The sequence below is a fragment of the Bartonella sp. CL162QHHD genome (genome assembly GCF_042195435.1).
GTDB lineage: Bacteria > Pseudomonadota > Alphaproteobacteria > Rhizobiales > Rhizobiaceae > Bartonella.
Genome location: NZ_JBHIOG010000061.1, coordinates 120,813 through 144,364, shown reverse-complemented (window position 1 = coordinate 144,364; position 23,552 = coordinate 120,813). Strand labels below are relative to the sequence as shown.

19 protein-coding genes are annotated in these 23,552 nt (G+C 36.5%); 8 read left to right on the top strand and 11 right to left on the bottom strand.

Going from position 1 to position 23,552, the window contains the following annotated elements:
- Nucleotides 1–8 precede the first annotated feature (8 nt).
- The 3 genes from ACFILD_RS06270 to ACFILD_RS06260 all read right to left on the bottom strand — a co-directional run bounded on the left by ACFILD_RS06270 (nucleotide 9) and on the right by ACFILD_RS06260 (nucleotide 4,853).
- Nucleotides 9–1,583: a peptide chain release factor 3 gene (locus tag ACFILD_RS06270; RefSeq protein ID WP_375643015.1), complete on the bottom strand. Its 1,575-nt coding sequence runs from the start codon at nucleotides 1,581–1,583 to the stop codon at nucleotides 9–11.
- Nucleotides 1,583–3,244 carry a lysine--tRNA ligase gene (locus ACFILD_RS06265; protein WP_375664902.1) on the bottom strand — a complete coding sequence of 554 codons (1,662 nt, stop codon included), beginning with the start codon at nucleotides 3,242–3,244 and terminating at the stop codon, nucleotides 1,583–1,585. Before ACFILD_RS06265 ends, ACFILD_RS06270 begins: the two co-directional genes overlap by 1 nt.
- 373 nt (nucleotides 3,245–3,617) lie before the next feature.
- The gene (locus tag ACFILD_RS06260) at nucleotides 3,618–4,853 is read right to left on the bottom strand and encodes an argininosuccinate synthase (protein WP_375630607.1); all 1,236 of its coding nucleotides are present in this window, start codon (nucleotides 4,851–4,853) and stop codon (nucleotides 3,618–3,620) included.
- Nucleotides 4,854–5,024: 171 nt separating this feature from the next.
- Here ACFILD_RS06260 and ACFILD_RS06255 point away from each other — a divergent pair, with 171 nt between their 5' ends.
- Complete coding sequence (locus ACFILD_RS06255) at nucleotides 5,025–5,666, top strand: LysE family translocator (RefSeq protein WP_375630609.1); 642 nt, start codon at nucleotides 5,025–5,027, stop codon at nucleotides 5,664–5,666.
- A gap of 779 nt (nucleotides 5,667–6,445) precedes the next feature.
- Here the strand turns inward: ACFILD_RS06255 and rlmN are convergent.
- The 6 genes from rlmN to lptC all read right to left on the bottom strand — a co-directional run bounded on the left by rlmN (nucleotide 6,446) and on the right by lptC (nucleotide 13,536).
- Nucleotides 6,446–7,672 (bottom strand): 23S rRNA (adenine(2503)-C(2))-methyltransferase RlmN, encoded by a 1,227-nt coding sequence (rlmN, locus tag ACFILD_RS06250; protein WP_375654291.1) that lies wholly within the window; start codon nucleotides 7,670–7,672, stop codon nucleotides 6,446–6,448.
- 42 nt (nucleotides 7,673–7,714) lie between these two features.
- Entirely contained in the window at nucleotides 7,715–8,218 is a 504-nt protein-coding gene (locus tag ACFILD_RS06245) for an invasion associated locus B family protein (protein WP_273790192.1), read from the bottom strand.
- 1,840 nt (nucleotides 8,219–10,058) lie between these two features.
- The gene (ptsN, locus tag ACFILD_RS06240; RefSeq protein ID WP_273790191.1) at nucleotides 10,059–10,523 is read right to left on the bottom strand and encodes a PTS IIA-like nitrogen regulatory protein PtsN; all 465 of its coding nucleotides are present in this window, start codon (nucleotides 10,521–10,523) and stop codon (nucleotides 10,059–10,061) included.
- An 891-nt stretch (nucleotides 10,524–11,414) separates the two neighbouring features.
- The gene (gene lptB / locus ACFILD_RS06235) at nucleotides 11,415–12,209 is read right to left on the bottom strand and encodes an LPS export ABC transporter ATP-binding protein (protein WP_273790190.1); all 795 of its coding nucleotides are present in this window, start codon (nucleotides 12,207–12,209) and stop codon (nucleotides 11,415–11,417) included.
- A gap of 6 nt (nucleotides 12,210–12,215) precedes the next feature.
- A complete protein-coding gene (locus tag ACFILD_RS06230) occupies nucleotides 12,216–12,815 on the bottom strand; it encodes an LptA/OstA family protein (RefSeq protein ID WP_375630614.1) in 600 nt (199 codons plus the stop codon).
- Between the two features lie 76 nt (nucleotides 12,816–12,891).
- Nucleotides 12,892–13,536 carry an LPS export ABC transporter periplasmic protein LptC gene (gene lptC, locus ACFILD_RS06225; RefSeq protein WP_273790187.1) on the bottom strand — a complete coding sequence of 215 codons (645 nt, stop codon included), beginning with the start codon at nucleotides 13,534–13,536 and terminating at the stop codon, nucleotides 12,892–12,894.
- 183 nt (nucleotides 13,537–13,719) lie between these two features.
- Between lptC and ihfB the strand changes: the two genes are divergently transcribed.
- The 7 genes from ihfB to ACFILD_RS06190 all read left to right on the top strand — a co-directional run bounded on the left by ihfB (nucleotide 13,720) and on the right by ACFILD_RS06190 (nucleotide 19,627).
- Entirely contained in the window at nucleotides 13,720–13,998 is a 279-nt protein-coding gene (gene ihfB, locus ACFILD_RS06220) for an integration host factor subunit beta (protein ID WP_273790186.1), read from the top strand.
- A gap of 7 nt (nucleotides 13,999–14,005) precedes the next feature.
- Nucleotides 14,006–14,302, top strand: coding sequence for a lipopolysaccharide assembly protein LapA domain-containing protein (locus ACFILD_RS06215; protein WP_273790185.1), 297 nt, complete (start codon nucleotides 14,006–14,008; stop codon nucleotides 14,300–14,302).
- 173 nt (nucleotides 14,303–14,475) lie between these two features.
- Entirely contained in the window at nucleotides 14,476–15,408 is a 933-nt protein-coding gene (locus ACFILD_RS06210; protein WP_375630616.1) for a class I SAM-dependent methyltransferase, read from the top strand.
- A gap of 2 nt (nucleotides 15,409–15,410) precedes the next feature.
- On the top strand, nucleotides 15,411–16,265 hold the full coding sequence (locus tag ACFILD_RS06205) for a TrmH family RNA methyltransferase (RefSeq protein ID WP_375630618.1): 855 nt from the start codon (nucleotides 15,411–15,413) through the stop codon (nucleotides 16,263–16,265).
- Entirely contained in the window at nucleotides 16,255–16,758 is a 504-nt protein-coding gene (gene lspA / locus ACFILD_RS06200; RefSeq protein WP_375630620.1) for a signal peptidase II, read from the top strand. Before ACFILD_RS06205 ends, lspA begins: the two co-directional genes overlap by 11 nt.
- A gap of 1,119 nt (nucleotides 16,759–17,877) precedes the next feature.
- The gene (locus ACFILD_RS06195; RefSeq protein ID WP_273790181.1) at nucleotides 17,878–18,651 is read left to right on the top strand and encodes a Bax inhibitor-1/YccA family protein; all 774 of its coding nucleotides are present in this window, start codon (nucleotides 17,878–17,880) and stop codon (nucleotides 18,649–18,651) included.
- A 112-nt stretch (nucleotides 18,652–18,763) separates the two neighbouring features.
- A complete protein-coding gene (locus ACFILD_RS06190; RefSeq protein ID WP_375664901.1) occupies nucleotides 18,764–19,627 on the top strand; it encodes an endonuclease/exonuclease/phosphatase family protein in 864 nt (287 codons plus the stop codon).
- A 5-nt stretch (nucleotides 19,628–19,632) separates the two neighbouring features.
- Here ACFILD_RS06190 and polA read toward each other — a convergent pair whose 3' ends face one another.
- Nucleotides 19,633–22,542 (bottom strand): DNA polymerase I, encoded by a 2,910-nt coding sequence (gene polA, locus ACFILD_RS06185; protein ID WP_375664900.1) that lies wholly within the window; start codon nucleotides 22,540–22,542, stop codon nucleotides 19,633–19,635.
- Between the two features lie 299 nt (nucleotides 22,543–22,841).
- A complete protein-coding gene (gene dnaQ, locus ACFILD_RS06180) occupies nucleotides 22,842–23,549 on the bottom strand; it encodes a DNA polymerase III subunit epsilon (RefSeq protein ID WP_273790178.1) in 708 nt (235 codons plus the stop codon).
- Nucleotides 23,550–23,552 lie beyond the last annotated feature (3 nt).

Below are 23,552 nucleotides of genomic sequence, written 5' to 3'. Positions count from 1 at the left end.
TCTTTATTTTAAGAGCGTACTTGATAATCTTTAAAAGCAGAAAATTTTATTTTAGGAGCTCTTTCTGCCTCATAATTCAATGAAAAATGGTTCTCCGCTAAAAAAACTGGATCACCTTCTAAATCATACGCAATAGCAGAGCGGTGATTGCTGAGAAACTTTTGCAACTCATCTTTGCTCTGCGCTGAAATCCAACGGCATAAATTAAAGCGCGCAGACTCAAAATTCACTGGCAAAGAATATTCTATTTTTAATCGTTCTTTTAAGACATCAATTTGCAAAGCACCAATAACACCAATGAGAGAAGGCGACCCATCATCAGGAATAAACAATTGTACAACCCCTTCTTCAGCCATTTGTTGCAAAGCTTCTTTGAGCTTTTTTGCTTTCATTGGATCGCCTAAACAAACACGACGCAAAATCTCTGGTGCAAAATTCGGTACTCCCTTAAAGAGGATATCTTCTCCTTCAGTCAAAGTATCGCCGATACGCAATGTTCCATGATTAGGGATCCCTACGATATCACCAGCATAGGCTTGATCAGCAATTTGGCGCGAACGCGCAAAGAAAAATTGTGGAGCCGAAAGTGTCATCGGTTTTCCTGTTCGAACCAACTTTGTTTTCATACCACGTTCAAGCGTTCCCGAACATACCCGAAAAAATGCAATACGATCACGATGATTAGGGTCCATATTCGCTTGAATTTTAAAAACAAATCCCGTCATTTTAGGTTCAGTTGCTATGACATTGCGCTGATCTGCACTTTGATCACGAGGACTTTGACCAAAATCTATAAGCGCATTGATCAAATCACGAACACCAAAATTTCGCAAAGCTGAACCAAAATAAACCGGTGTCATATGACCTTCACGGAAAGCTTGCAGATCAAAATTCTTGCAAACACTTTGAGCAAGTTCTACCCCTTCAATAAAAGTTGAACGTTGATATTCAGGGAGTAAATGGACAACCTCTCTGGGATTTGAAACTATCTGCTGTATTATCTCATCATCTTTTTGACGAAAACGATTATGATGAAGGTCATAGGTACCAACAAAATCTTTACCCGACCCAATTGGCCATGTTATAGGCGCGGTATCAAGAGCAAGCTTTTCTTCAATTTCATCTAAAAGCTCTATAGGATCACGTGCCTCACGATCCATTTTATTGATAAACGTAACAATAGGAATATCCCGCATCCGACACACTTCAAACAATTTTAATGTTCTAGGCTCAATCCCGCGGGCCCCATCCAACACCATGATAGCACTATCAACAGCTGTGAGAGTGCGATACGTATCATCCGCAAAGTCCTCATGTCCTGGGGTATCTAGGAGATTAAAAATATGATTTTCATATTCAAACGTCATCACCGAAGTCACAACGGAAATACCACGATCACGCTCAATATTCATCCAATCAGAACGGGTTTGAATACGATCTTTTTTGGCTTTTACTTCTCCTGCAAGTTGAATAGCACCACCAAACAATAAAAGCTTTTCTGTTAATGTTGTTTTCCCCGCATCTGGGTGAGCAATAATTGCAAATGTACGGCGTCGCTTTACTTCCTGCACTCTTCGTTCCATTATTCCTCCGTCGGCCGTGCAAGTGTTTCAGCAATCAGTGCACGCATTTCATTAATCCCATAAAGCGCTATAAATGATCCCCATCGTGGACCTCGCTCTTGTCCAAGAAGGACTTCATACAACATTTGAAAAAAAACATTAGAAACACCAGGCCCACCTTCAGGGCTTTTTTTGCTATGATCTTGATAACGTTCCGTTAATCGTGCAACATCAAGAAGCATATTTTGTAATATGTTGCCATCAACAGTTTCAGGTAAATGAGCTAATTTTTCATCAATTTGTGCTAATGTTTCTCGTTCGCTATCATCTGGTATACGAAATTTCTTGTTTGGTTTAACAAAAACATCAAAATATTTAATAGCAAACTTCACCAATTGATCAAGTTCTGGATAAGTTTGTGCATTTGCTCCTTTAGCGTAACGAGAAATAAAACCCCAAAGAACTTCTGCATTCTCCGCATTTGAAGCACTTACCAAATTTAGGAGCATCGCAAAGGATACAGGCAAATCAACCTGCGGCGGACAACCATTATGAATATGCCATACAGGATTATTCAGACGCTCTTTCCATTCTTGGCGACCATAGGCTGAAAGATGCGCATAGTATTCATCAACCGCTTTAGGAATGACATCAAAATAAAGCCTTTTTGCTGTTTTAGGCTTTGAAAACATATAAAGCCCTAAACTCTCTGTTGGAGCATAAGTAAGCCATTCATCAATGGTTAAGCCATTTCCCTTGGATTTGGAAATTTTCTGCCCTTTCTCATCTAAAAAGAGCTCATAGTTGAATCCTTCTGGGGGGTTTCCACCTAATACTTTACAAATTTTAGAAGAAAGATTTGTGGAATCGATAAGGTCTTTTCCGGCCATTTCATAATCAATGCTAAGTGCTGTCCAACGCATTGCCCAATCTACCTTCCACTGACACTTAACTTTGCCCCCCGTAACCTCTGTTTCTATGGTTTCTCCTGTTTCTGGCTCAATATAAGTGACTGTACCTTTTTCAACATTACGCGCAATCATCGGTACCTGTAATACTTTTCCAGAAAAGGGAGAAATCGGTAGAAAGAGTGAATAGGTCGCTTGCCGTTCTTCACCTAATGTTGGTAAAATAATTGCCATAACCTTGTCATAACAGGCAAGGATTTTCAAAAGTGTTTCATCAAAACGACCAGAATTGTAATAATCCGTAGCACTTGCAAATTCATAATCAAAACCAAAACGATCAAGGAAAGCCCGTAACCGCGCATTATTCGCTGCCCCAAAAGAAGGATAATCATCTCCAAAAGGGTCGGGTACACGACTCAACGGTTGACCAAGATAATGTTCCATCCTTTCGCGATCAGGCACATTCTCAGGAACCTTGCGCAAACCATCCATATCATCAGAAAAACAAAGTAATTTTGTTTTTACTTTATTCTCCGTGAGAATATGAAATGCATGACGCACCATGGTTGTACGTGCAACTTCCCCAAAAGTTCCAATATGCGGTAAACCAGAAGGGCCATAACCTGTTTCAAATATCACATTGTCTGGATAACCCGTTTTTTCATACCGTTTGATAATCTTACGTGCTTCTTCAAATGGCCAAGTTCTCGATTGAGAAGCTGCATCTTTTAATTCAGGCGTAAGGTTGAAGGTATCACACTGATCACGCATCATTATTTATCCTAAAAATTACACTCTTTCAAAATAGGGTGTATGGTTCTTGAATTTATTCGTCAATAATAGCAAGCAAAAAGATGAAAATTTCTTTATACTCTTAAGTCACAATACAAAAACCGCCCTCGTTATAAACATGTTTTGTTCTGATAAAAATCAAAAACATTCAATATTATAAAGCAAAATTGACTTGTTTTGATTATCGAAGCCTTCATTGCTATTATTATCATGGGTTTTGCTTATTATATTTATTAGCGCAGAAGATAAGCTTCTAGTATTGAACGAAAGAACGGTAAAAACCAACAGAAAAATGCTTAAACTAGGCATTTCATACAAAAGCACTAATCCATATTACACTTGTCACCGTAATTTTCTATTTCTTTTCTTTATCACCTTGATGACGCATTGCTAATGTACGCAAACGTAGAGCATTTAATTTAATAAAACCAGTTGCATCTCTTTGATCATAAACACCTTGATCATCCTCGAAAGTTACCAACTCACTAGAATAAAGTGATTTTTTACTTTGGCGCCCTTCAATAATTACATTCCCCTTATAAAGCTTTAACGTGACTTCACCTTCAACATGTTCTTGAGATAAATCAATAGCTGCCTGCAACATCTTACGTTCCGGCGAAAACCAAAATCCATAATAAATGAGTTCTGCATAACGTGGCATCAATTCATCTTTCAAATGAGCTGCGCCACGATCTAACGTTAAAGATTCTATCGCTCTGTGAGCCGTCAAAAGAATGGTTCCACCTGGTGTTTCATAAATACCCCGCGATTTCATACCCACAAAGCGATTTTCTACCAAATCTAACCGACCAATACCATTATCGCGCCCATAATGATTTAATTCTGCAAGTAAAGTTGCAGGAGATAAATTTTTTCCATTGATTGAAACAGCATCGCCTTTTTTAAAGCCAAGAGTAATTCTGGTTGCTTGATCTGGAGCATCTTCCGGCGAAAGAGTACGCATATGGACATATTCAGGAGCAGGAAGTGCTGGATCTTCTAAAATCTTTCCTTCTGATGAAGAATGCAATAAATTTGCATCCACTGAAAAAGGCGCTTCGCCTTGCTTATCCTTTTCTACAGGAATTTGATGTATACGAGCAAATTCAAAGAGATCTGTCCGACTCTTAAAATCCCAATCACGCCATGGAGCAATAATCTTTATATCAGGATTAAGCGCATAAGCGGAAAGCTCAAAGCGTACCTGATCATTGCCTTTTCCTGTTGCTCCATGAGCAATCGCATCAGCCCCTGTTTCCTTAGCAATTTCAATAAGGCGTTTTGAAATAAGTGGACGTGCAATTGATGTTCCTAAAAGATAAGTCCCCTCATAAATGGTATTGGCTCGAAACATCGGAAAAACAAAATCACGCACAAATTCTTCACGCAAATCTTCAATATAAATTTCTTTAACACCTAGCATTTCAGCTTTACGACGAGCAAGTTCCAGCTCTTCCCCCTGCCCCAAATCTGCTGTAAAAGTTACAACTTCAACGCCTAGCGTACTTTGCAACCATTTAAGAATAATTGACGTATCCAATCCACCTGAATAAGCCAAAACAACTTTTCTAATATTTTGCCACTTTTTCATTTTAACGTTCTATATGAGCTACTTTTTTTATTTCTACCCAAAAATCAAAACGATACAAGAAATATAAAAATAAATTCTTTTTAAGCAACATTAAAAAGACGTAAAAAGCGTAAATAAAGGTGCCTCAAAGTATAAATAGTGAACACTGCTTAAAAATAAAAGGAGATTTACGTGTCATTTCTACCGGAGTGGTCTATTGTTGTACAATTTGCTTTAGCATCGTTGATTTTAGCACTTATTCCAGGACCAGATATGATGCTTTCTGTAGGACGAACCATTACACAAAGCAAAAAAGCTGGAATTATGTGCGCCTTGGGTAGTGCAACAGGGTTTGCCATTCAGGTTACCGCTGTAGCACTTGGCTTATCAGCGCTTATTTTTGCTGCACCACATACTTTTGTTCTTCTGAAAATTGTTGGCGCCTTTTATCTTTTATGGTTTTCCTTTCAAGCGTTACGGAGAAACCCCACTTTTTCCTTTGAACAGACATCTTCTAAATCTCAAAGCGCTAAACGTAACTATCTTGCTGGTATTGGAATTAATCTTCTCAATCCTAAAGTTATACTCTTTAACGCGACATTCTTACCACAATTTATCAATGCGAATGATCCTATGGCAACACAAAAATTGCTCTTTTTAGGACTCTCTTATATTCCTATTTCTTTCCCCATTACAATTGCAATCGTTTTTACAGCGCATAAACTTACCAAAACTCTCAAAAAGAACCCTCTTTATATTCGCTTTCTCGACTGGCTTATTGCTGGTACTTTTACCAGCTTTGCCCTCCATCTCCTTATCGTTACAAAACATTGATTTATATGTGTAATGTATCGCTTTTAATTTAAATAAAAAAACAAATATTATAAGATTTTTTCATTTCAAACCCGTTTATGTTGAATAAAATAATACCTTTCCTTTGTACATCACAAGCGAAGCTGGAGTTTTCGTATGGATAAAAACTGTCTAAGAAAAGAATAAAAATACCTCTTATGAACCATCTTAAGTGCCAAAAGCTGTTTACAACATTGGGAGCTAAAAAATAGAATGGTGGTATCAACTTACACCTTTATTAAACATAAAGGTGTAGGAGTATAGTACATTTCACAGAGCCTTTTTGTTATACTCTTCACAGGCATTGTCGTGATATAAAGAGTGCACTCAGAGATACCTAAAAAACATATCAATGGACAACACAATGGTATTTATATTTTAGATCCTCTGTTGTGCTTGTGAAGCGTGATCTTATTAAAGAACGTAATAAACAAAAGCATGAGGCAGTGCACCATCTCCACTTTTTAAAAGATATTACCGTAGATGCTTTTAAAAGACATAAAACCGAATTAAAGAGTATGATAATAAGGTAGAAATTAGTTACAATCCTTAAGACCTCATATTCCCTCTAAATTAGGCTTCCTTCTTATTTCAGAGATTATGCAAACAGACTATAGACAATATCTTACCCCTTTTAGCATATAAAAGCTGAGACTGTTCGTCTAGCACTTATCTATCTTAATCTCTGTCTCACACATGCTATTATATGATGATTTACTGAAAAAAAGCATAGGCCTCGATATCGCTGAAAATTGCGTTAACTAATGACCAATGGCATTTTCAAGTCGTAACCGTTCAGATTTACGTAAGCGCTCTGAAGCTGATTTAAGCTGTCCACATGCAGCTAAAATATCGCGTCCACGCGGTATCCGAATAGGAGAAGCATAGCCCGCTTGATTAACGACATCAGCAAAACGCTCGATTTGCTCCCAATCAGAACACTGATAATTACTCCCTGGCCACGGATTAAAAGGGATTAAATTAATCTTAGCAGGAATCCCTTTCAATAACTGAATCAATCGCTTAGCATCATCTAAACTATCATTGATATCTTTCAACATAACATATTCAAATGTGATTCGTTTTGCATTGGAAAGACCAGGATAATTACGGCAAGCCTCCATTAGTAAAGCAAGCGGATATTTTTTATTAATGGGAACAAGCATATCCCTTAGTGTATCGTGTACTGCGTGGAGTGAAATTGCTAACATAACACCAATTTCTTCTCCGGTTCGGATAATTCCAGGAACAACCCCACTAGTTGAAAGCGTAATTCGACGTTTTGATAAAGAAAGGCCATCGCCATCAGAGGCAATCAATAAAGCTTTTTTAACAGCTTCAAAATTATAAAGAGGTTCTCCCATTCCCATCATAACAATATTGGTAATTTTTCGTCCTTCAATGGGAACAATTGCTCCATCAGGGGTATTCTTATCAGGAAAATCACCCAAACAATCACGTGCAACCAATAGTTGTGCCAAAATCTCTTCTGCGGTCAGATTACGAACAAGCATCTGCGTTCCCGTATGGCAAAAAGAGCAGGTTAACGTACACCCTACTTGCGATGAAAGACATAAAGTACCGCGTCCTTCTTCAGGGATATAAACCGTTTCAATTTCAACAGGTCTTCCAGCTCCACGTGCAGGAAAACGTAAAAGCCATTTACGTGTACCGTCTTTTGATATTTGTTCTCCAACAATTTCTGGACGCATAATGGAAAAATGACACTTAAGTGTTTCTTGCATTGCTTTAGAAATATTCAGCATCTCATCAAAATTTGAAACACCACGCACATAAAGCCAATGCCAAAGCTGACGCATACGCATACGCGTTTGATGCTCTGGTACACCAACTGTCTTTAAAGCTTGTATCATTTCATCTTGCGACAAACCAATTAAAGAGAGCTTAGAACTCTCCTTCACGACCACATTATCTGTTTTTCGTGCAAAACATGAACCAACTGGTCTAAGGTCATAGGAAATGGCCATTGCTTTCCAATTCACATCACTATTTTAGAAGTTATCGAAACCTTAATGGCACTTTTGAGCTGCGTTTAATGCAGCAGTGACCCCTTTTAAGGAATAAGTATAGGTGGTATGCGTTCCTCTTTTTGATATCGCTTGCACTGTCATATTGTTTCCAGCACGTATAGCAGAAACAAGCTGCTTTTCTAGCTCTGATGACGCCAACCAAGCTGAGGAATCCTTCGTGAAAAAATTAAAGTCCTTATTTCCAATGGTCACTGTCACTCTCGATCCTTCTTGAAGCGTATAACCAGCCATAAACTGCGGTTCGAACGAAACAGGTGAATGAGAACGCTTGGTAATTAAGAAAAAATTATCACCATGATTAACCGTCGTTGGAAGAGCCTTCAAAGGTACCGATAACACATAGCAAATCGTATTTTGGGGCGATTTATAAGAATAGACCCCCCATGCTTCAAATTGATTTAAACGATTTGGCGTTTGTGCACATGCTGCCCCAGCTGTAACCAGAACCATTACAGACGCAGCAATAACAGTCTTTTCAAACATCTTTATTTAGCTCACTTCTTTAGTCTCTAACAAAATTCTCTTCATTGGAAAAATTCAAAAAAACCTCGATACTCATGTATCACTGTCCTAATTCTTCCAATAAGCAAAATATTTTCACACCAATCAAAATAGATCTCTACATTTCATTGTGACCTTTTAGGTGTTACCAAAATATAAACTTCTTATTCAATAACCACATTAAAAAATAACATTTTTATTTTATGCTACTCATTTCGTTTTTGTATAAAAAACGCTTTCTTTAAGCAATAGAACTTCAAAACGAAATGAAAATACACCACCACTCTGTTAAGAAATAAACTATACTCTTTAATATCACAAGAAATCTGCTGCAAAATTTTGCAAACATACCCTGAGCTCCCCAAAAATTTCACAGCCTTGCGAATATCACTTCTCGACTTCACACATTCAATACATTTATGTTCGTAAATACCTCACCTTTTATCCATTATAGTGCATTCATACTTCGTATTCAACATCGTTCCCATATCGCCTTTTCATAATCTTCAAAATATCTTAAAAAAGTAATAGACTATTATCACTACATTGGTCATGAAACATAAAGTACTAGATTTTGTCTCAACAACTACATGTAACTTTGTTTCTTTTGCTCCTATTAACTCTTCCTATATATTTCATCTCCAATTTTTAAGTTCTAAAGTGATTCTAGTAGCTTATAATAGCTTAAACATATTATTTTAAATGTATTAGACAATTCCTTTCTTCCTGTTACCAAAAACGTTTTAAGAATTTTTTGACAAGTTCTCTTATCTTATTTCTAAGTAATTTATAACAAGAAATATAAAACTTTTTTCTATAGAAGTTCTAACATTACCGTTTTTAAACAACATTTTAATCAATTAAAGACACTTGAATAAATCTTCTTATGCATAAAAACTCTTTCACCCAACCTAAAGGTATAGTTTTCATTCTTACCGTACAAAATTATTTTTTAGTATGAGCTCTATACAACAGCTGACATCTAAATCATACTTAATCACACTTTGCCAGCTTCCAATATTGCTACAGCCCTTGGCACTTGAGACGGTTCATAAGAAGCATTTTTACTCCTTGTCTCATACAATCTTATTCACACGGCTTTCCCTGATTGTAATCGTGTAAGTGAATGGTTTTGATTGATTCAACATAAATAGGTTCGGCATGAGGGAATCTTATGATATTCGGATCTCTCATTCAACATGTAAAACAGTAAATTATCTTTATAAATCAATATATTGACACACACGGGATACAATATCCCCTATTTTCTACTTGAATCTTAATAATATTATCCCTAAGTACCAAAATTTAATTTACAAAAAAATTCAATGCACGAATAAACTTTTCTATTGATTACTGCCCCACCCTCAGAGGGTGAAGATTTTTAACCCAATTTGGTGTATAAGAAGTTTGGATTCTTGTTGAGTCGAGTTCCCCTTGCCTTTCCACTCATGTGATTCACTTAACTAAAGGCTCTACAGACAAATCCTGCTTAAAAATATTTACCACGCACTCTAAAAGCACTTAATATATCAAGAAGATTTCCAGAATTTATCTCACCACACCTCAAATGATAGTGTTTTTATAGTATAATAGGATAAAAGAATCCATGAACATAATAATTAGGTGCTTTAATATACGAGAACAAGAAAGGACAACTCCTTCGTTTTTGTTGCTTGCTCTTTAAAAAGAAGGTTCACTTAGAAATGATTTTTTTTAAATCTCATGACATAACCTTTTGTTATTAGTCTTAAGATGCAAATTATATTATTTCCTACGCTCTGTGGTGCATACCTCGCAATTTATACGCTCATAATACCTTTTAAGCTGCATTTGATTCTGAAGTTTGAATCAATAAAGCATAAAGCGCATTGGCATTATGCGTATTGCGCAACTTTTGCACAACATCAGCATGGCGCAAAACACGTGCAATCTGAGATAAAGCTTTTAAGTGATCTGCACCAGCATTTTCAGGTGCCAAAAGGAGAAAAACGAGATCTATAGGTTCGTCATCGAGAGCTTCAAAATCAACAGGACTTTCAAGACGTGCAAATATACCAACAATCCGATCAATATCAGGTAATTTCCCATGAGGAATCGCAATACCACCACCCAAACCCGTTGAACCAAGCTTCTCGCGTTGCAAAACAACATCAAAAATTACATGCTCACTAAGACCTGTCAGCTTAGAAGCCTTTTCGGCTAAAATTTGTAGAACTTGTTTTTTCGAATTAGCCTTAAGAGCCGGAATGATCGCTTCCGGTGCTATTAACTCACTCAAATTCATACTTTAATTTTCCTCTTACACGCTCAAATGCTCATCAATAAACCTATAAACGGTATAGATACTTAATGTTCTTTCACTTTTCGCAACATCGCATGTGTTTTTATTTTTCAATTTATAACGGATGATAACTCAATACATGTCATATCACTTTTAACACAACAATAAATAGTATTTAGCTCCTCATTAATGGCATGAGAAAACAAAGAAATGAAGTTGTTCATAAAGTTAATTTCCTTACGACTCTAGAAAAGGTCATTATTCATAAATTTATTAAACTTGTCATAAGAATTGATGTATAATTCGCTATCAGAGTTTTTCTTTTCTTAAAAATGATCCCTTAAATTAAAATGAAAAGCATACTGAGCAAAATGGACCTTTACTTTGAAAATTACTGTATAGCTTGAACACCGCCTTATAACAAGAATATAAAGGTTTTTAGAGATTTAATGGTTATTTTAAAAGATTTATAGATTTAGCCTGATATCTGTAGTCAAGCTCCTATTTTTTAATAGGGCCATATAAACCAATAAAATACGACAACTCCTATTGAATAACCGGCGCTCCTATTAAAATACCTAAACCAGCATCATCGATATATTACAGAGAAAAATATGATAAACATCTCTTACCTTTCAATAACACACGCATTTATTGAGAGTTTCATTTATCACTCATTATCACGTTAATCTAGTGATATCTTTTCTATGATACAATCATGAGTAAGCTAAACTTATAAAAAAACAAACTAACTCTTTAATGATGAAGCTTTTTTCACCACTCAATAAAAACATTCTAAGGTTATAGTCATAAAAGAAGTTTTGGCATAAATAAGGAGATTTTCAGTAATAATGTTTGGTTAAACTTAAATGGAAACTCGTGAAAGCTGTAAAATCAAAGAGAAAACTGATTTCCTAAATAAATTCTGCGTACATCAACGTTGTTGATAATATCGTTAGGACAACCGTGAACTAACACCCGCCCTGTATGAATAATATAAGCGCGATCGACAAGCCCTAATGTCTCACGCACATTATGATCCGTTATTAAAACACCAATGCCACGCTTCGTTAAATGACGAATAAGTTGTTGAATATCGAAAATAGCGATAGGATCAATTCCTGCAAATGGTTCATCAAGTAACATAAAATGGGGACGAGAAGCTAAAGCGCGCGCAATTTCAAGTCGCCGACGTTCACCTCCAGATAACGAAAGTGCAGACATTTTACGTAAATGATCAATTTTAAATTCATGTAAAAGGCTATCTAACTCTTCACGCTGTTTAAGGCGATCTTTTTCAACGACCTCTAAAACAGCTTTAATGTTATTTTCTACTGAAAGACCACGAAAAATAGACGCTTCCTGTGGAAGATATCCAATACCTAAACGCGCACGTCGATACATCGGAAGATGCGTAATATCAAATCCATCAATTTTAATGGATCCTCCATCAGATTTTATAAGCCCCGTAACCATATAAAAACAAGTTGTTTTACCTGCCCCATTGGGCCCTAAAATGCCAACGGCTTCTCCCGTACGAATGCCAAAAGAAACACCATTAACAGTTCGCCTTCCTCGATAAACTTTAATCAAATTACTGGCAATCAAGGTCCCTTTTAAGGGGTTTTTTGAAGCTTCACTTTCAAGATTATACCTATCGGTCTGTTTTTTTATTTTGATTCCAAACATGAAATCTTAATGACCATTCTTTTGATTTTGTTTTAAAATAATAGAAACACGACCTTTTTTCTTAGGTGTTTCACAACCTTCTAAAAAAGCCTTTCCGCTTTCCATATTTGCCGTTAGTTTGCACCCCGTTGCCACATTGTCACCATCAGTTAACACAACATGATTCCCTGTCAAACTCATCATTTTTGACTTTCCATCAAAAACGCCTTTATCACCCGTAGCAACTTGCGTAGCAATTTTTATATAAACTTTTCCTAAAGCTTCCATTTTTTGTATACTCGACGAACCAAATAAAGAAACAGATGATGCCTTTTTATTTTCCTGATTTTTATCAATTTCTTTATATGCTTTATCGTAGTAAACAACTAATTCTGCCGTTCTTAAAAGACGTTCACCTTGCACCACTGAAACATCACCCTTAAAAAGCGCTATCCCTTCTTTATCACGTATTTCCAAAGAATCTGCATGAAGTTCTACCGGTTCTTTATCGCTTGATAGACTTATTCCAAAATGGGCCACTTCAGCATATCCTAAAACTGCTCCTCCTCCTAACATTCCCATGCTAAAAGCCAACATCACACCTATCCATCTTTTGTACGATTTCATTATTTCAATTCTTTTGTTTGTATATACACATACTTCTCTTTATAAATATCCTTTAAAGATTTGTATTGATATTGCGTTATTGCTTTTGAAGCACTAAATGCACTCCACCATGGAAATACATGTTTTTTCCTTTTTCTCGAATTTGTAAGGCGTTTGCGGCAAGATGAAAACCGGCTTGCTGAATATTAACACGTTGATCTGTTTTTAACTGTCCCTCGGATAAGTTAATACTAGCTGACATAAATTGTACCATCATCCCATCATTCGTCGTAATGGTGAATGGCTTGTCCAACTGTAAAAAACCATTAATGTTATCGTAAACCCCCCCTTGTGCTGCGAGAAAAATCTGTCTTTGTTGGCCCATAAATGCTCTAGCTGTAATGTTTTGCAACCCAATCATTCCAGCGTGTGTATGGTCTTGAAATGCCTTTTCTGCTTTAAGCCAATAAGGTTCATGAGCACGCGTATACCCTTCTAATTTTGGATTGAGCATCGTCAAATTCATCACGCCACTTTCTCCATTGTTCAAAGGCATAGAATCAGAAGTAATGGGAACCAAGAAAAACGTAAACCAGCAAAAAACCAGCGCTGAAATCAACGCTAAGAGAGGTAAAAAGATTTTTAATATGCTAATGCGACGCGAATGACGGGATGCTTTTTTTAAAACATCTCCACAAGATGATTGCGTTGAAAAGGCTTCATAATGATTGTGTACGGACATACTCTCCTGATCTCTTAAATACTCCGCATTTTTAATCTGTATAACCTTTATAGAAGGTATTTTCAAATTTTGTTTCTTGCAATTTGTTTTTTCTTGATTTTATTTTGCTTTTATCCGTTTATATATTGTAATATGCATGGAGTGCACAATTACAAAATTTTTTTGTGTGAAAGTGAGGCTATTGTGGTAAAATCAGAGCTTGTGCAAATTATCGCTCGTCATAACCCGCATCTTTTTCAACGGGATGTGGAGAATATTGTAAACGCTATTTTTGAGGAAATTGCAACAGCACTTGCAAATGGCAATCGCGTTGAACTTCGTGGATTTGGAGCTTTTTCTGTAAAAAGCCGTTCAGCCCGTAATGGACGTAATCCACGAACAGGTGAAGCTGTTTCTGTTGAAGAAAAGTGGATTCCTTTTTTTAAAACTGGCAAGGATTTACGCGACCGTCTTAATCAGTGAGAAACTTATGATAATTAAACGTATTCTTCTAACAAGTATCGGTGTGATTCTCGCAGCGGTTTTGATTGTTTTTATCGTGGCTAATCGTCAAATGGTTCCGTTAACCCTTGATCCTTTTCGAGCAAATCCTGAAAGTTTTACTTATCATGCTCCCCTCTTTATATGGCTCTTTATTTTCTTTGGTTTTGGTATTTTATTAGGAAATCTGATAAGTTGGTTTTCCTATCACAAATACAAAAAAGCTCTCAAAAAAAGTAAAGCCGAGATTGAAAAATTGAAAACATCTATCACAAATCTGGTGTAATGGTATTTAAATGAAATCTTTTCTCTTTAGTATTTTATATTCAGTACAGAGTTAAAAGTGCTCTTTTTCTTTTTTTATACATGTTTTAATTGACTTTAGCTTTTTTGCACTTTTACGAAACATTTAAGAGCTTTATAATATCTTTTTATACCTCATATACCGTGATACAAAACATGCCCGCACAATACTTTCAATCCTCCCATAACAATAGATATCCGCAGGAAAAGTTGCCCCTTATTTTAGAAACGGGTATAAGCGAAAACTATGCTCTCATTGATTCTGGTCATGGACAAAAATTAGAACGTTATGGAGCTTACCGCATTATTCGACCAGAAGGTCAAGCACTATGGAAACCCGCTTTACCTCAACAACAATGGGCTGATGTTGATGCTATTTTCACAGGAAACCTTGATGAAGAAGGGGTTGGGCGTTGGCATTTTCCTAAAAAGCCACTTGATGAAACATGGGCTCTTGCTTGGAATGGATTGTCTTTTCTAGGCCGTTTTACTTCCTTTCGTCATGTGGGGGTTTTTCCTGAACAAGATGCCCATTGGCGCTCTATGGAAGAACAAATTGTTCAAGCCAAACGCCCTATAAAATTGTTGAATCTTTTTGGCTATACAGGTATTGCCTCTTTGATTGGAGCACGAGCGGGTGCGAATGTTACCCATGTTGATGCTTCTAAAAAAGCCATTGCGTGGGCAAAAGCTAATCAAGAAAGAGCAAGATTACCAGATCATTCTATTCGCTGGATTTGCGATGATGCTATGAAATTTGTCGAGCGTGAACTGCGTCGTAAAAAAAGCTATGATATGATTCTTCTTGATCCCCCTGCTTATGGGCGTGGACCCCATGGTGAAATTTGGCAACTGTTTGATCATTTACCCGCCATGATCACAAATTGTCGTAAACTTCTCTCTGATAAACCGCTCTCTGTTGTCCTTACAGCTTATTCTATTCGTGCTTCCTTCTTTGCACTTCATGCTTTAATGCGTGATGCATTTGTAAATCTTGGTGGTACGGTCGAATCAGGAGAACTCATTTTGCGTGAAGAAGTTGCAGGACGTGCTCTTTCTACTTCTCTTTTTAGCCGTTGGATTGCTTGAATATGTGTAGACCCAAAACTGGTAGAGTGAAAGAAATTACCTCTCTTAGCAACCCCATCATAAAAGATCTTAAAGCACTTAGCCAAAAGAAAAACCGTAATAGAGAAGGTCTTTTCATGGCAGAAGGATTGAAATTGGTCATTGATGCTCTCAATCTTGGCTGGACAATACAGACGCTTATTTTTTCTAAAAGTAAAATCGGTAATGCTACTATCGAAAATACTGCCGCACGTGCTGTAGCCAACGGTGGTTTTGTTATTAAAGCCTCACAAAAAGTTATGGAATCACTTACCCGACGCGATAACCCACAAACAGTTATTGGTATTTTCAAGCAAAAATGGCACTCTTTTGAAATGATAAAAGGACAGATTAAAGATGTTTACATCGCGCTTGATCGTGTGCGTGATCCTGGAAACCTTGGTACCATTATTCGAACCGCTGATGCTGTAGGTGCTAAAGGTGTTATTTTAATTGGTGAAACAACAGACCCTTTCTCGCCTGAAACGGTCCGTGCAACCATGGGATCTATTTTCTCTGTACCACTTTATCGTTTTGATGAAAGCGCCTTTTTAAACTGGTCTTCTCACTTTAAAGGTATGATCGTTGGAACACACCTCAAAGGATCTCTGGATTATCGCACACTTGACTTCAAAAATGGCCCTATTATCCTTTTAATGGGGAATGAAAAACAGGGATTATCAGATCTTCTTACGAATCGGTGTGATAAACTTACGCGTATTCCACAAAGCGGACGAGCAGACTCGCTTAATCTAGCTGTAGCAACAGCTGTTATGCTTTATGAAATCCGTCGCCCCTATTTAATACTGGAACCATGTGAGGAAAAACATGATTCGTAAATCACTCCCTTTTCTTCTCTTGGGCTTGGCTTTTACAGTAGTACTTGATCAAGCTGTCAAATACTGGGTTATGCACAATATGCCTTTAGGAACAGAAATTTCGCTTATTCCTTTTCTTTCCCTTTATCATGTGCGCAATTCTGGCATCGCATTTTCGTTTTTTTCTTCCTTTTCTCAGTGGGGAATCATCGCCATCACGATCATTGTGATTATCTTCCTTCTATGGTTATGGAAAAATACTGAATATAATAAGTATTTAATGCGCTTTGGCCTTATTTTTATTATTGGAGGAGCCATCGGCAATCTCATTGATCGTATTCGCTTTCATCATGTCACTGATTATATACTTTTTCATATTGATGATATTTTTTATTTTGCTATTTTCAACCTTGCAGATAGTTTTATCACTCTCGGTGTTATTGCCATCCTTATTGAAGAATTGCGTACTTGGATGAAAGGAAGGCGTCATTCCAATAGTACATCTCCTCATTGATATGTTCATTGCCTTAGAAAACAGAGAGCTTTGATCATCACAAGTCTGATTACGCATTGATTTCTCTTAATCAATTCTTGTTGCTCGTCATTTCACGTGTTTCTCTTCATGGGACGATAAGATCTTACTTTCTTTTCAACTTCACATTTCTACACTTAGTTAGTGCAAAAGAAATGAACTCAAATAGAAATCAATATTTTTTATCCATGTGTCCTACATCATAATTTTTGAGGAGATATTTCACAGCATTTAAAGTTCCATTTATTTAATTAGAACAATTGCTTTTCGTATGTTTTTTAGTTTTTACAGATATCGCTTTTACAGAGCCTTTCTTAAGTGCTTCGTTTAAAAACTCTCCTTTTTTATTTTATATATTGTTTAATAAAAAACATTTTTTCAACTATTTTCAATGGTACCTTGTTAAAGCAACATATTGATTATAAATATAAATTACCTTTTTTCATATTGAATAAAAGCCCTTAATAGCCTAAATCTCTTTTATTTGGAATCTGTTCATGTTGAATCCATAAAAACCCTGTCTCTTGCAAGACACAAGCAAGTTAATAATCTTGATTAATATAAACAGATTTGAAACCAGAGAAGCTTGCGATATTTAGAGTATCATTTAGCATTCAAAAAGACAATTTATCATTATACATCAATATATTATATAAAAATCCAATTCAATAGCTCTTATAACCGTGCAAAACAGATGCAATATTGGAGGTTGAAAATAGTGTGATGATACTTGCCGCTCTTCTCATAAACGCAAAAATAGTGAATATTTTATAAGGGATTGTATTACATAGTTTCTGTGAAAATAGAAAAGTTTTTAAGTATAGTCTTTTTATCTTGCAAAAATATGGCAAAAAATGGAAATATTTTTTATTAAAATGAACTATTTCCTTACCAATTTGTAAGGTTCCTTCTTCATATAAATCTCTTGTAATTTTTAAATAAATCTCCATAATAAGAGCATATATGCTGGAATTCTGTCAGTGATTCTTAAGGGTTTTTGTATTTGCCCAATTAAGGCTTATACCAAGCTTATCTGTGTAATGACAGAGACACTTTTAAAGCCCTATACCTGACAGAACATATGCTAAAGGATTTTATATTATGGCTAATTTTAAAGATTTACGTTCGGCACCTGCTTCTCATGCCGATGCATCAATTGATCAGGGATTACGCGACTATATGTTGGGTGTCTACAATGCAATGGCCATTGGTTTGCTTATTACAGCTGCTGCCGCTTATGCAATTGTATCATTAGCAACGACAACAGATATGAGCCAAGCAGCAGCTCAAATCAATAGCAGTGTTTATCTAACACCACTTGGAGTAACATTTTATACATCGCCATTCTCTTATATTGTTATGTTTGCACCACTCATAGCAGTCTTATTCCTCAGTTTTAAAATTAATACATTGAGCACAAATGCTGCTCGTAGTCTCTTTTTTGGTTATGCTGCTCTGGTTGGTCTTTCACTGTCTTCAATCGTTTTGCGCTATACGACAGAAAGTGTTGTGCAAACCTTTGTCATTTCCGCCGCAACTTTTGGAGCTCTTTCACTTTATGGATACACAACAAAGCGTGATCTCACAGCAATCGGTTCCTTCTTATTCATCGGATTGATCGGCTTGTTTCTTTCCATGATTGTGAACATTTTTCTTGGATCAAGCGCTTTGCAGTTTGCTATCTCTGTGATTGGTGTTTTTATCTTTGCTGGTTTAACAGCCTACGATACCCAGAGCATTAAGTTGATGTATTATGAAGGAGATGAAAGCGATACCAGAGGACGTAAAGTTATTATGGGCGCGTTGAATCTTTATCTTGATTTCATTAATATGTTTGTCTTCTTGCTACAGTTTCTTGGCTCAAACCGTGATTGATTGCAAAAATCATAACTTAATTAAAGAACCTTGTTTCTAAAAGAGACAAGGTTCTTTTGTTTTTAGTGTAAGCCTTTACCCTTGGCCTCTTAGGGACTATTCTTTTCGTAAAATGACAAAAATACCTTATAAGCAAAAATTCCCTTGGTTTACCGGTTTTATCCAACAAAAACTCCACAGCTCCCTTTTTAATGCAATTCACAGCCGCTCTCATCATCAATCAAACATCATCAATCAAAATAGTAATTATGATCTGACCGTTGCTTCCTATAATGTGCATAAATGTGTAGGTGTTGATAAAATTTTTAATCCTACAAGAATTGTCCGTGTTATTACTGAATTACAAGTTGATATCCTTGCTCTTCAAGAAGCAGATAAACGTTTTGGAGAACGTATCGGTTTAATTAATCTTCAGCTATTAAAAGCTGAAACCGGTTTGATTCCTGTACCTCTTAATACTATGTCACCTCATGGCCATGGTTGGCATGGGAATGCTCTTTTTTTGCGAAAGGGATATGTACGTGATACTTTACAAGTCACTCTTCCTAGTATTGAACCACGTGGGGCTGTAGTTGTAGAGTTGGAAATGGAAGCAGGCCCTATTCGTATTATTGCGGCTCATTTTGGCTTATTACGTTACTCTCGTAAACAACAAACAAAAATGCTCCTTGAAATTTTCCAAAAACGCCCCCTTATGCCTACACTCCTTATAGGAGATTTTAATGAATGGCGGATGGGAAAAGGCTCATCTTTAAATCATTTTTCTCCCTATTTTGATGGCACTTTTGAAGTTGTACCAAGCTTTCCCTCTCGCTTTCCTTTTTTAGCCCTTGATAGAGTTTTTTCTTTTCCCCACCAATTGGTAACAAGTATTGAAAATCATCTTTCACCGCTTGCACGCATTGCTTCAGATCATTTGCCTATCAAAGCCTATCTTAATCTTTCTAACGCAATCAACATTCTTAAAAATAAATAAAAAAATTAATGTGCCTCATCCCAATTTTGAGCCGTCATGACTTTTACTTCAAGCGGTACAGATAAAGATAGAACCGGTATTGTAGCATTTTCCATAACATTTTTAACAACAGTCATGGTTTTTTTACTTTCTTCTTCTGGTACTTCAAAAATCAGTTCATCATGCACTTGCAGCAACATTTTTGCTGATAGTTTTTCTTCTTTTAAAGCATCTTCCATATGTATCATAGCGCGGCGAATAATATCGGCCGCAGAACCTTGAATTGGAGCATTGATAGCTGCTCGCTCATTAAGAGAACGAATTTTTACATTCTTTGCTTTTATTTCTGGATAATGGATACGACGTCCAAAGATTGTTTCTACATAACCATTTTCACGTGCAAAGATTTTAGTTTTCTCCATATAATCTTTAATTCCTGGAAATCTTTCAAAATACAGTTGAATATAACGACCCGCTTCTTGGCGTGAAATTCCCAATTGATTAGCTAATCCAAAAGCTGAAATACCATAAATAATACCAAAATTAATCGCTTTTGCACGCCGTCGTATATCTGAATGCATTCCTTCTATCGCAACACCAAACATTTGTGATGCCGTTATAGCGTGAATATCATGCCCTTTAGCAAAAGCTTCTTTTAATGCTTTTATATCCGCAATATGTGCAAGAATGCGCAACTCAATCTGACTATAATCAGCAGAAAGTAACACACGTCCTTTGGGAGCAATAAAAGCTGTTCGGATTTTACGCCCTTCAGCAGTTCGCACTGGAATATTTTGCAAATTTGGCTCTGATGATGATAACCGACCTGTTGATGTTATTGCCAAAGAATAATTCGTGTGAACTCGCCCTGTTTTTGAAAAAATATAAGAAGGCAAGGCATCTGTATAGGTAGATTTTAGCTTTGCAAGTTGACGCCACTCAATAATTTTACGCGGTAAAATATGACCTTCAGCAGCCAACTCTTCTAAAGTCTGTGCAGAAGTTGACCATTGTCCACCCTTAGTTTTGGCGCCTCCAGGCAATCCCATTTTGCCAAAAAGGATATCCCCTAATTGCTTTGGCGAAGCAATATTAAACTTTTCATCAGCTTGTTTGTAAATTTCCTCTTCTAGAATCAAAGCAGCTTGTGCCAACTCTCCGGAAAGACGCAATAAAATCTGCCTATCAATAAGAATCCCCCGTTCTTCCATTCTTGCAAGAACTTTTACAAGGGGTCGATCAAGACGCTCATAAATTTTTGTCATCCCACGAGCAACAAGTTGTGGTTTCAATACTTGCCAAAGGCGTAGCTTTATATCAGCATCTTCCGCCGCATAAAGGGTTGCTTGTTTTAAATCTACTTGTGCAAAAGAAGTAATTTTTTTTCCGTTATGCGTTAAATCTTTATAGGCAATTGGTTTATGCTCAAGCCAACGTTCAGACAAATCATCCATATTATGGGTTAAAGTTCCAGCATCAAAAGCATATGATAAAAGCATGGTGTCGTCAAAAGAGCTTATCATAATGTCGTATTGCTTCATCACCAACCAATCATATTTTATATTATGACCAATTTTTAACACCGCTGAATCTTCTAATATCGGTTTTAAAAGTGCTAAAGCTTTTCGGGCCTCAATCTGTGAGGCAATGCGCCCGCCCCTCAAAAGGTCCTCTTCTCCTTCATCAAAATGTTCAAGAGGTATATAAGCTGCTTTTTCCGGCTGTAATGCAAGTGAAAAACCAACAAGCTTTGCTTGCATCGGATCAAGAGATGTTGTTTTAGTATCAAAAGCGAAAAAACCCTGCTCTTGTGCTTGTGATAACCACTCTTTTAAAATTTTCTCATCAAGAATTGTTGTATAAGCAGCTCTTGTAATTTTTTGAGTCAGCGCTTGATCTTTACGTTTTTGTGCAAAAACTTGTGGAGAATTTTCAGAAAAACTATGAAGAGATGCGTGCTCAGTATTCTTGATCTCAAAATCATGCCTGGGGCTTAGTTTTTCCCATTCAACATCTATATCAAGTGCGTCAATAACAGCTGCATCGCATGACGTTGCCTCTGCCACGCGACGCGTTAATGTTGAAAACTCCATCGCTTTCAAAAAAGCAATTAAACGTGGACCATCTTGTGGCTCCAAAACAAAATCATCTAAATCATTATCTATAGGAACATCTGTTTTAAGCCTGACAAGTTCACGAGACATTTTAACTTGTTCTCTATAAGCTTGAATGTTTTCACGCCGTTTTGTTTGTTTAATTTCTGTTACGCGTTGCAATAAAAGATCAAGAGAACCAAATTCATTTAATAACTGAGCTGCAGTTTTTGGACCAATGCCTGGAATACCCGGTACATTATCTGTTGAATCTCCAATTAATGCTTGTAAATCAATCATTTTTTCAGGCGCAACACCCCATTTTTCTATAACTTCTGAGATACCTATATGCTTATCTTTCATTCCATCATACAAAGATACATGCGTATTTACGAGTTGCATAAGATCCTTATCAGAAGAAATAATGGTTGTTTTTGCCCCAACCTTTGTTGCAAATTTTGCATAGGTAGCAATTAAATCATCCGCTTCAAAGCCTTCCTTTTCAATACAAGGCAAATTAAAAGCCTTCGTTGCTTGGCGTATTAGCGCGAATTGAGGAATTAGATCTTCAGGAGGTTCAGCGCGATTCGCTTTATATTCAGGATAAATTTGTTTCCGAAAAGTATCAGATGAATAATCAAAAATAACAGCAAAATGTGTTGGAACAACACCCGTAGCTGTATTACGAGCATCACATAGTAATTTCCATAACATATTGCAAAAACCAGCTACTGCTCCTACAGGAAGTCCATCCTTTTTACGTTTTAAAGGCGGCAAAGCATAATAAGCACGAAAAACATAGCCTGATCCGTCAACCAAAAAAAGATGATCTGTTGCTTTCATTACAATTTTTTCTCCATTTCAGCTAAAAAAACAATTTGTCCTTATATATTTTTTCACTTTGCCTCTAAAAAGCCATTTTTTCTTTTCATAAGACATGAAGTCGTTGCACTTTATATTAAGTACCTAGAGCTTTTCTTTGCTGTTACAGGATTAATAGCTTTCATTTTGCTCCTCCTATGATAGCTGAGGTACGATGTAGCGACAGGGTCGTTGTGGTGTTCCCCTCCCCACAACGACCGTTTTTTTTGACATCGATATTCTTTAATTTCAATCGTGACTTTTTTAGAGAAAAGATGATGTTATTCATGAATTTTGAAATTATTCCACAGAGCTTTTTCACCCATTTTGTAGATAAAATCAGCGTGTAACTTTTTTTCTTGCGTACTCAATCTTGAAGGTAAAGCCTGTGGGCGAATTTTAACGGCATAAGATGTATCTTTATCATTCTGGATATGTTCATCAACACCCCTTCTGTTATCAAAACCCAATACACCTTGTTTTCCACCGATAAGCTCAATATAAACATCGGCTAGAATCTCTGCATCAAGCAAAGCACCATGAAGAACACGATGGCTGTTATCAATTCCAAAACGTTTGCATAAAATATCAAGAGAATTAGGACCCATAGGAAATTTACGCCGCGCCATAGCCAGTGTATCAAGAATATTATCAACACTGATAAGCGGTTTGTTGACACGTTTTAATTCTGCATTAATAAAACCAATATCAAAACTCGCATTATGCGCAATCATTGTCGCGTCTTTGATAAATTCTAAAAACTCATCAACAATATCACTAAAACTTTTCTCGTTTTTTAGGCGTTCATTGGTTAATCCGTGAATTGCTACAACTTCATCAGGAATAATAACGCCTTCAGGGTTTAAATAAACATGAAATTGGCGTCCTGTGAGATAACGATCAACCATTTCTACACAACCAATTTCGATTATGCGATCTTTTTCTTTATCTAAACCTGTTGTTTCTGTATCAAAAATAATTTCCCGCATAAC

Bases quoted from the DNA above. Each gene is read 5' to 3' on its own strand.
- ACFILD_RS06260 (WP_375630607.1), bottom strand. From the start codon at position 4,853: ATGAAAAAGTGGCAAAATATTAGAAAAGTTGTTTTGGCTTATTCAGGT.
- lptC (WP_273790187.1), bottom strand. From the start codon at position 13,536: ATGTCCGTACACAATCATTATGAAGCCTTTTCAACGCAATCATCTTGT.
- ACFILD_RS06215 (WP_273790185.1), top strand. From the start codon at position 14,006: ATGATAATTAAACGTATTCTTCTAACAAGTATCGGTGTGATTCTCGCA.
- polA (WP_375664900.1), bottom strand. From the start codon at position 22,542: ATGAAAGCAACAGATCATCTTTTTTTGGTTGACGGATCAGGCTATGTT.
- ACFILD_RS06245 (WP_273790192.1), bottom strand. From the start codon at position 8,218: ATGTTTGAAAAGACTGTTATTGCTGCGTCTGTAATGGTTCTGGTTACA.
- ptsN (WP_273790191.1), bottom strand. From the start codon at position 10,523: ATGAATTTGAGTGAGTTAATAGCACCGGAAGCGATCATTCCGGCTCTT.
- ACFILD_RS06230 (WP_375630614.1), bottom strand. From the start codon at position 12,815: ATGAAATCGTACAAAAGATGGATAGGTGTGATGTTGGCTTTTAGCATG.
- ACFILD_RS06265 (WP_375664902.1), bottom strand. From the start codon at position 3,244: ATGATGCGTGATCAGTGTGATACCTTCAACCTTACGCCTGAATTAAAA.
- lptB (WP_273790190.1), bottom strand. From the start codon at position 12,209: ATGTTTGGAATCAAAATAAAAAAACAGACCGATAGGTATAATCTTGAA.
- ACFILD_RS06195 (WP_273790181.1), top strand. From the start codon at position 17,878: ATGGCTAATTTTAAAGATTTACGTTCGGCACCTGCTTCTCATGCCGAT.
- ACFILD_RS06190 (WP_375664901.1), top strand. From the start codon at position 18,764: ATGACAAAAATACCTTATAAGCAAAAATTCCCTTGGTTTACCGGTTTT.
- ACFILD_RS06270 (WP_375643015.1), bottom strand. From the start codon at position 1,583: ATGGAACGAAGAGTGCAGGAAGTAAAGCGACGCCGTACATTTGCAATT.
- rlmN (WP_375654291.1), bottom strand. From the start codon at position 7,672: ATGGCCATTTCCTATGACCTTAGACCAGTTGGTTCATGTTTTGCACGA.
- dnaQ (WP_273790178.1), bottom strand. From the start codon at position 23,549: ATGCGGGAAATTATTTTTGATACAGAAACAACAGGTTTAGATAAAGAA.
- lspA (WP_375630620.1), top strand. From the start codon at position 16,255: ATGATTCGTAAATCACTCCCTTTTCTTCTCTTGGGCTTGGCTTTTACA.
- ACFILD_RS06210 (WP_375630616.1), top strand. From the start codon at position 14,476: ATGCCCGCACAATACTTTCAATCCTCCCATAACAATAGATATCCGCAG.
- ACFILD_RS06205 (WP_375630618.1), top strand. From the start codon at position 15,411: ATGTGTAGACCCAAAACTGGTAGAGTGAAAGAAATTACCTCTCTTAGC.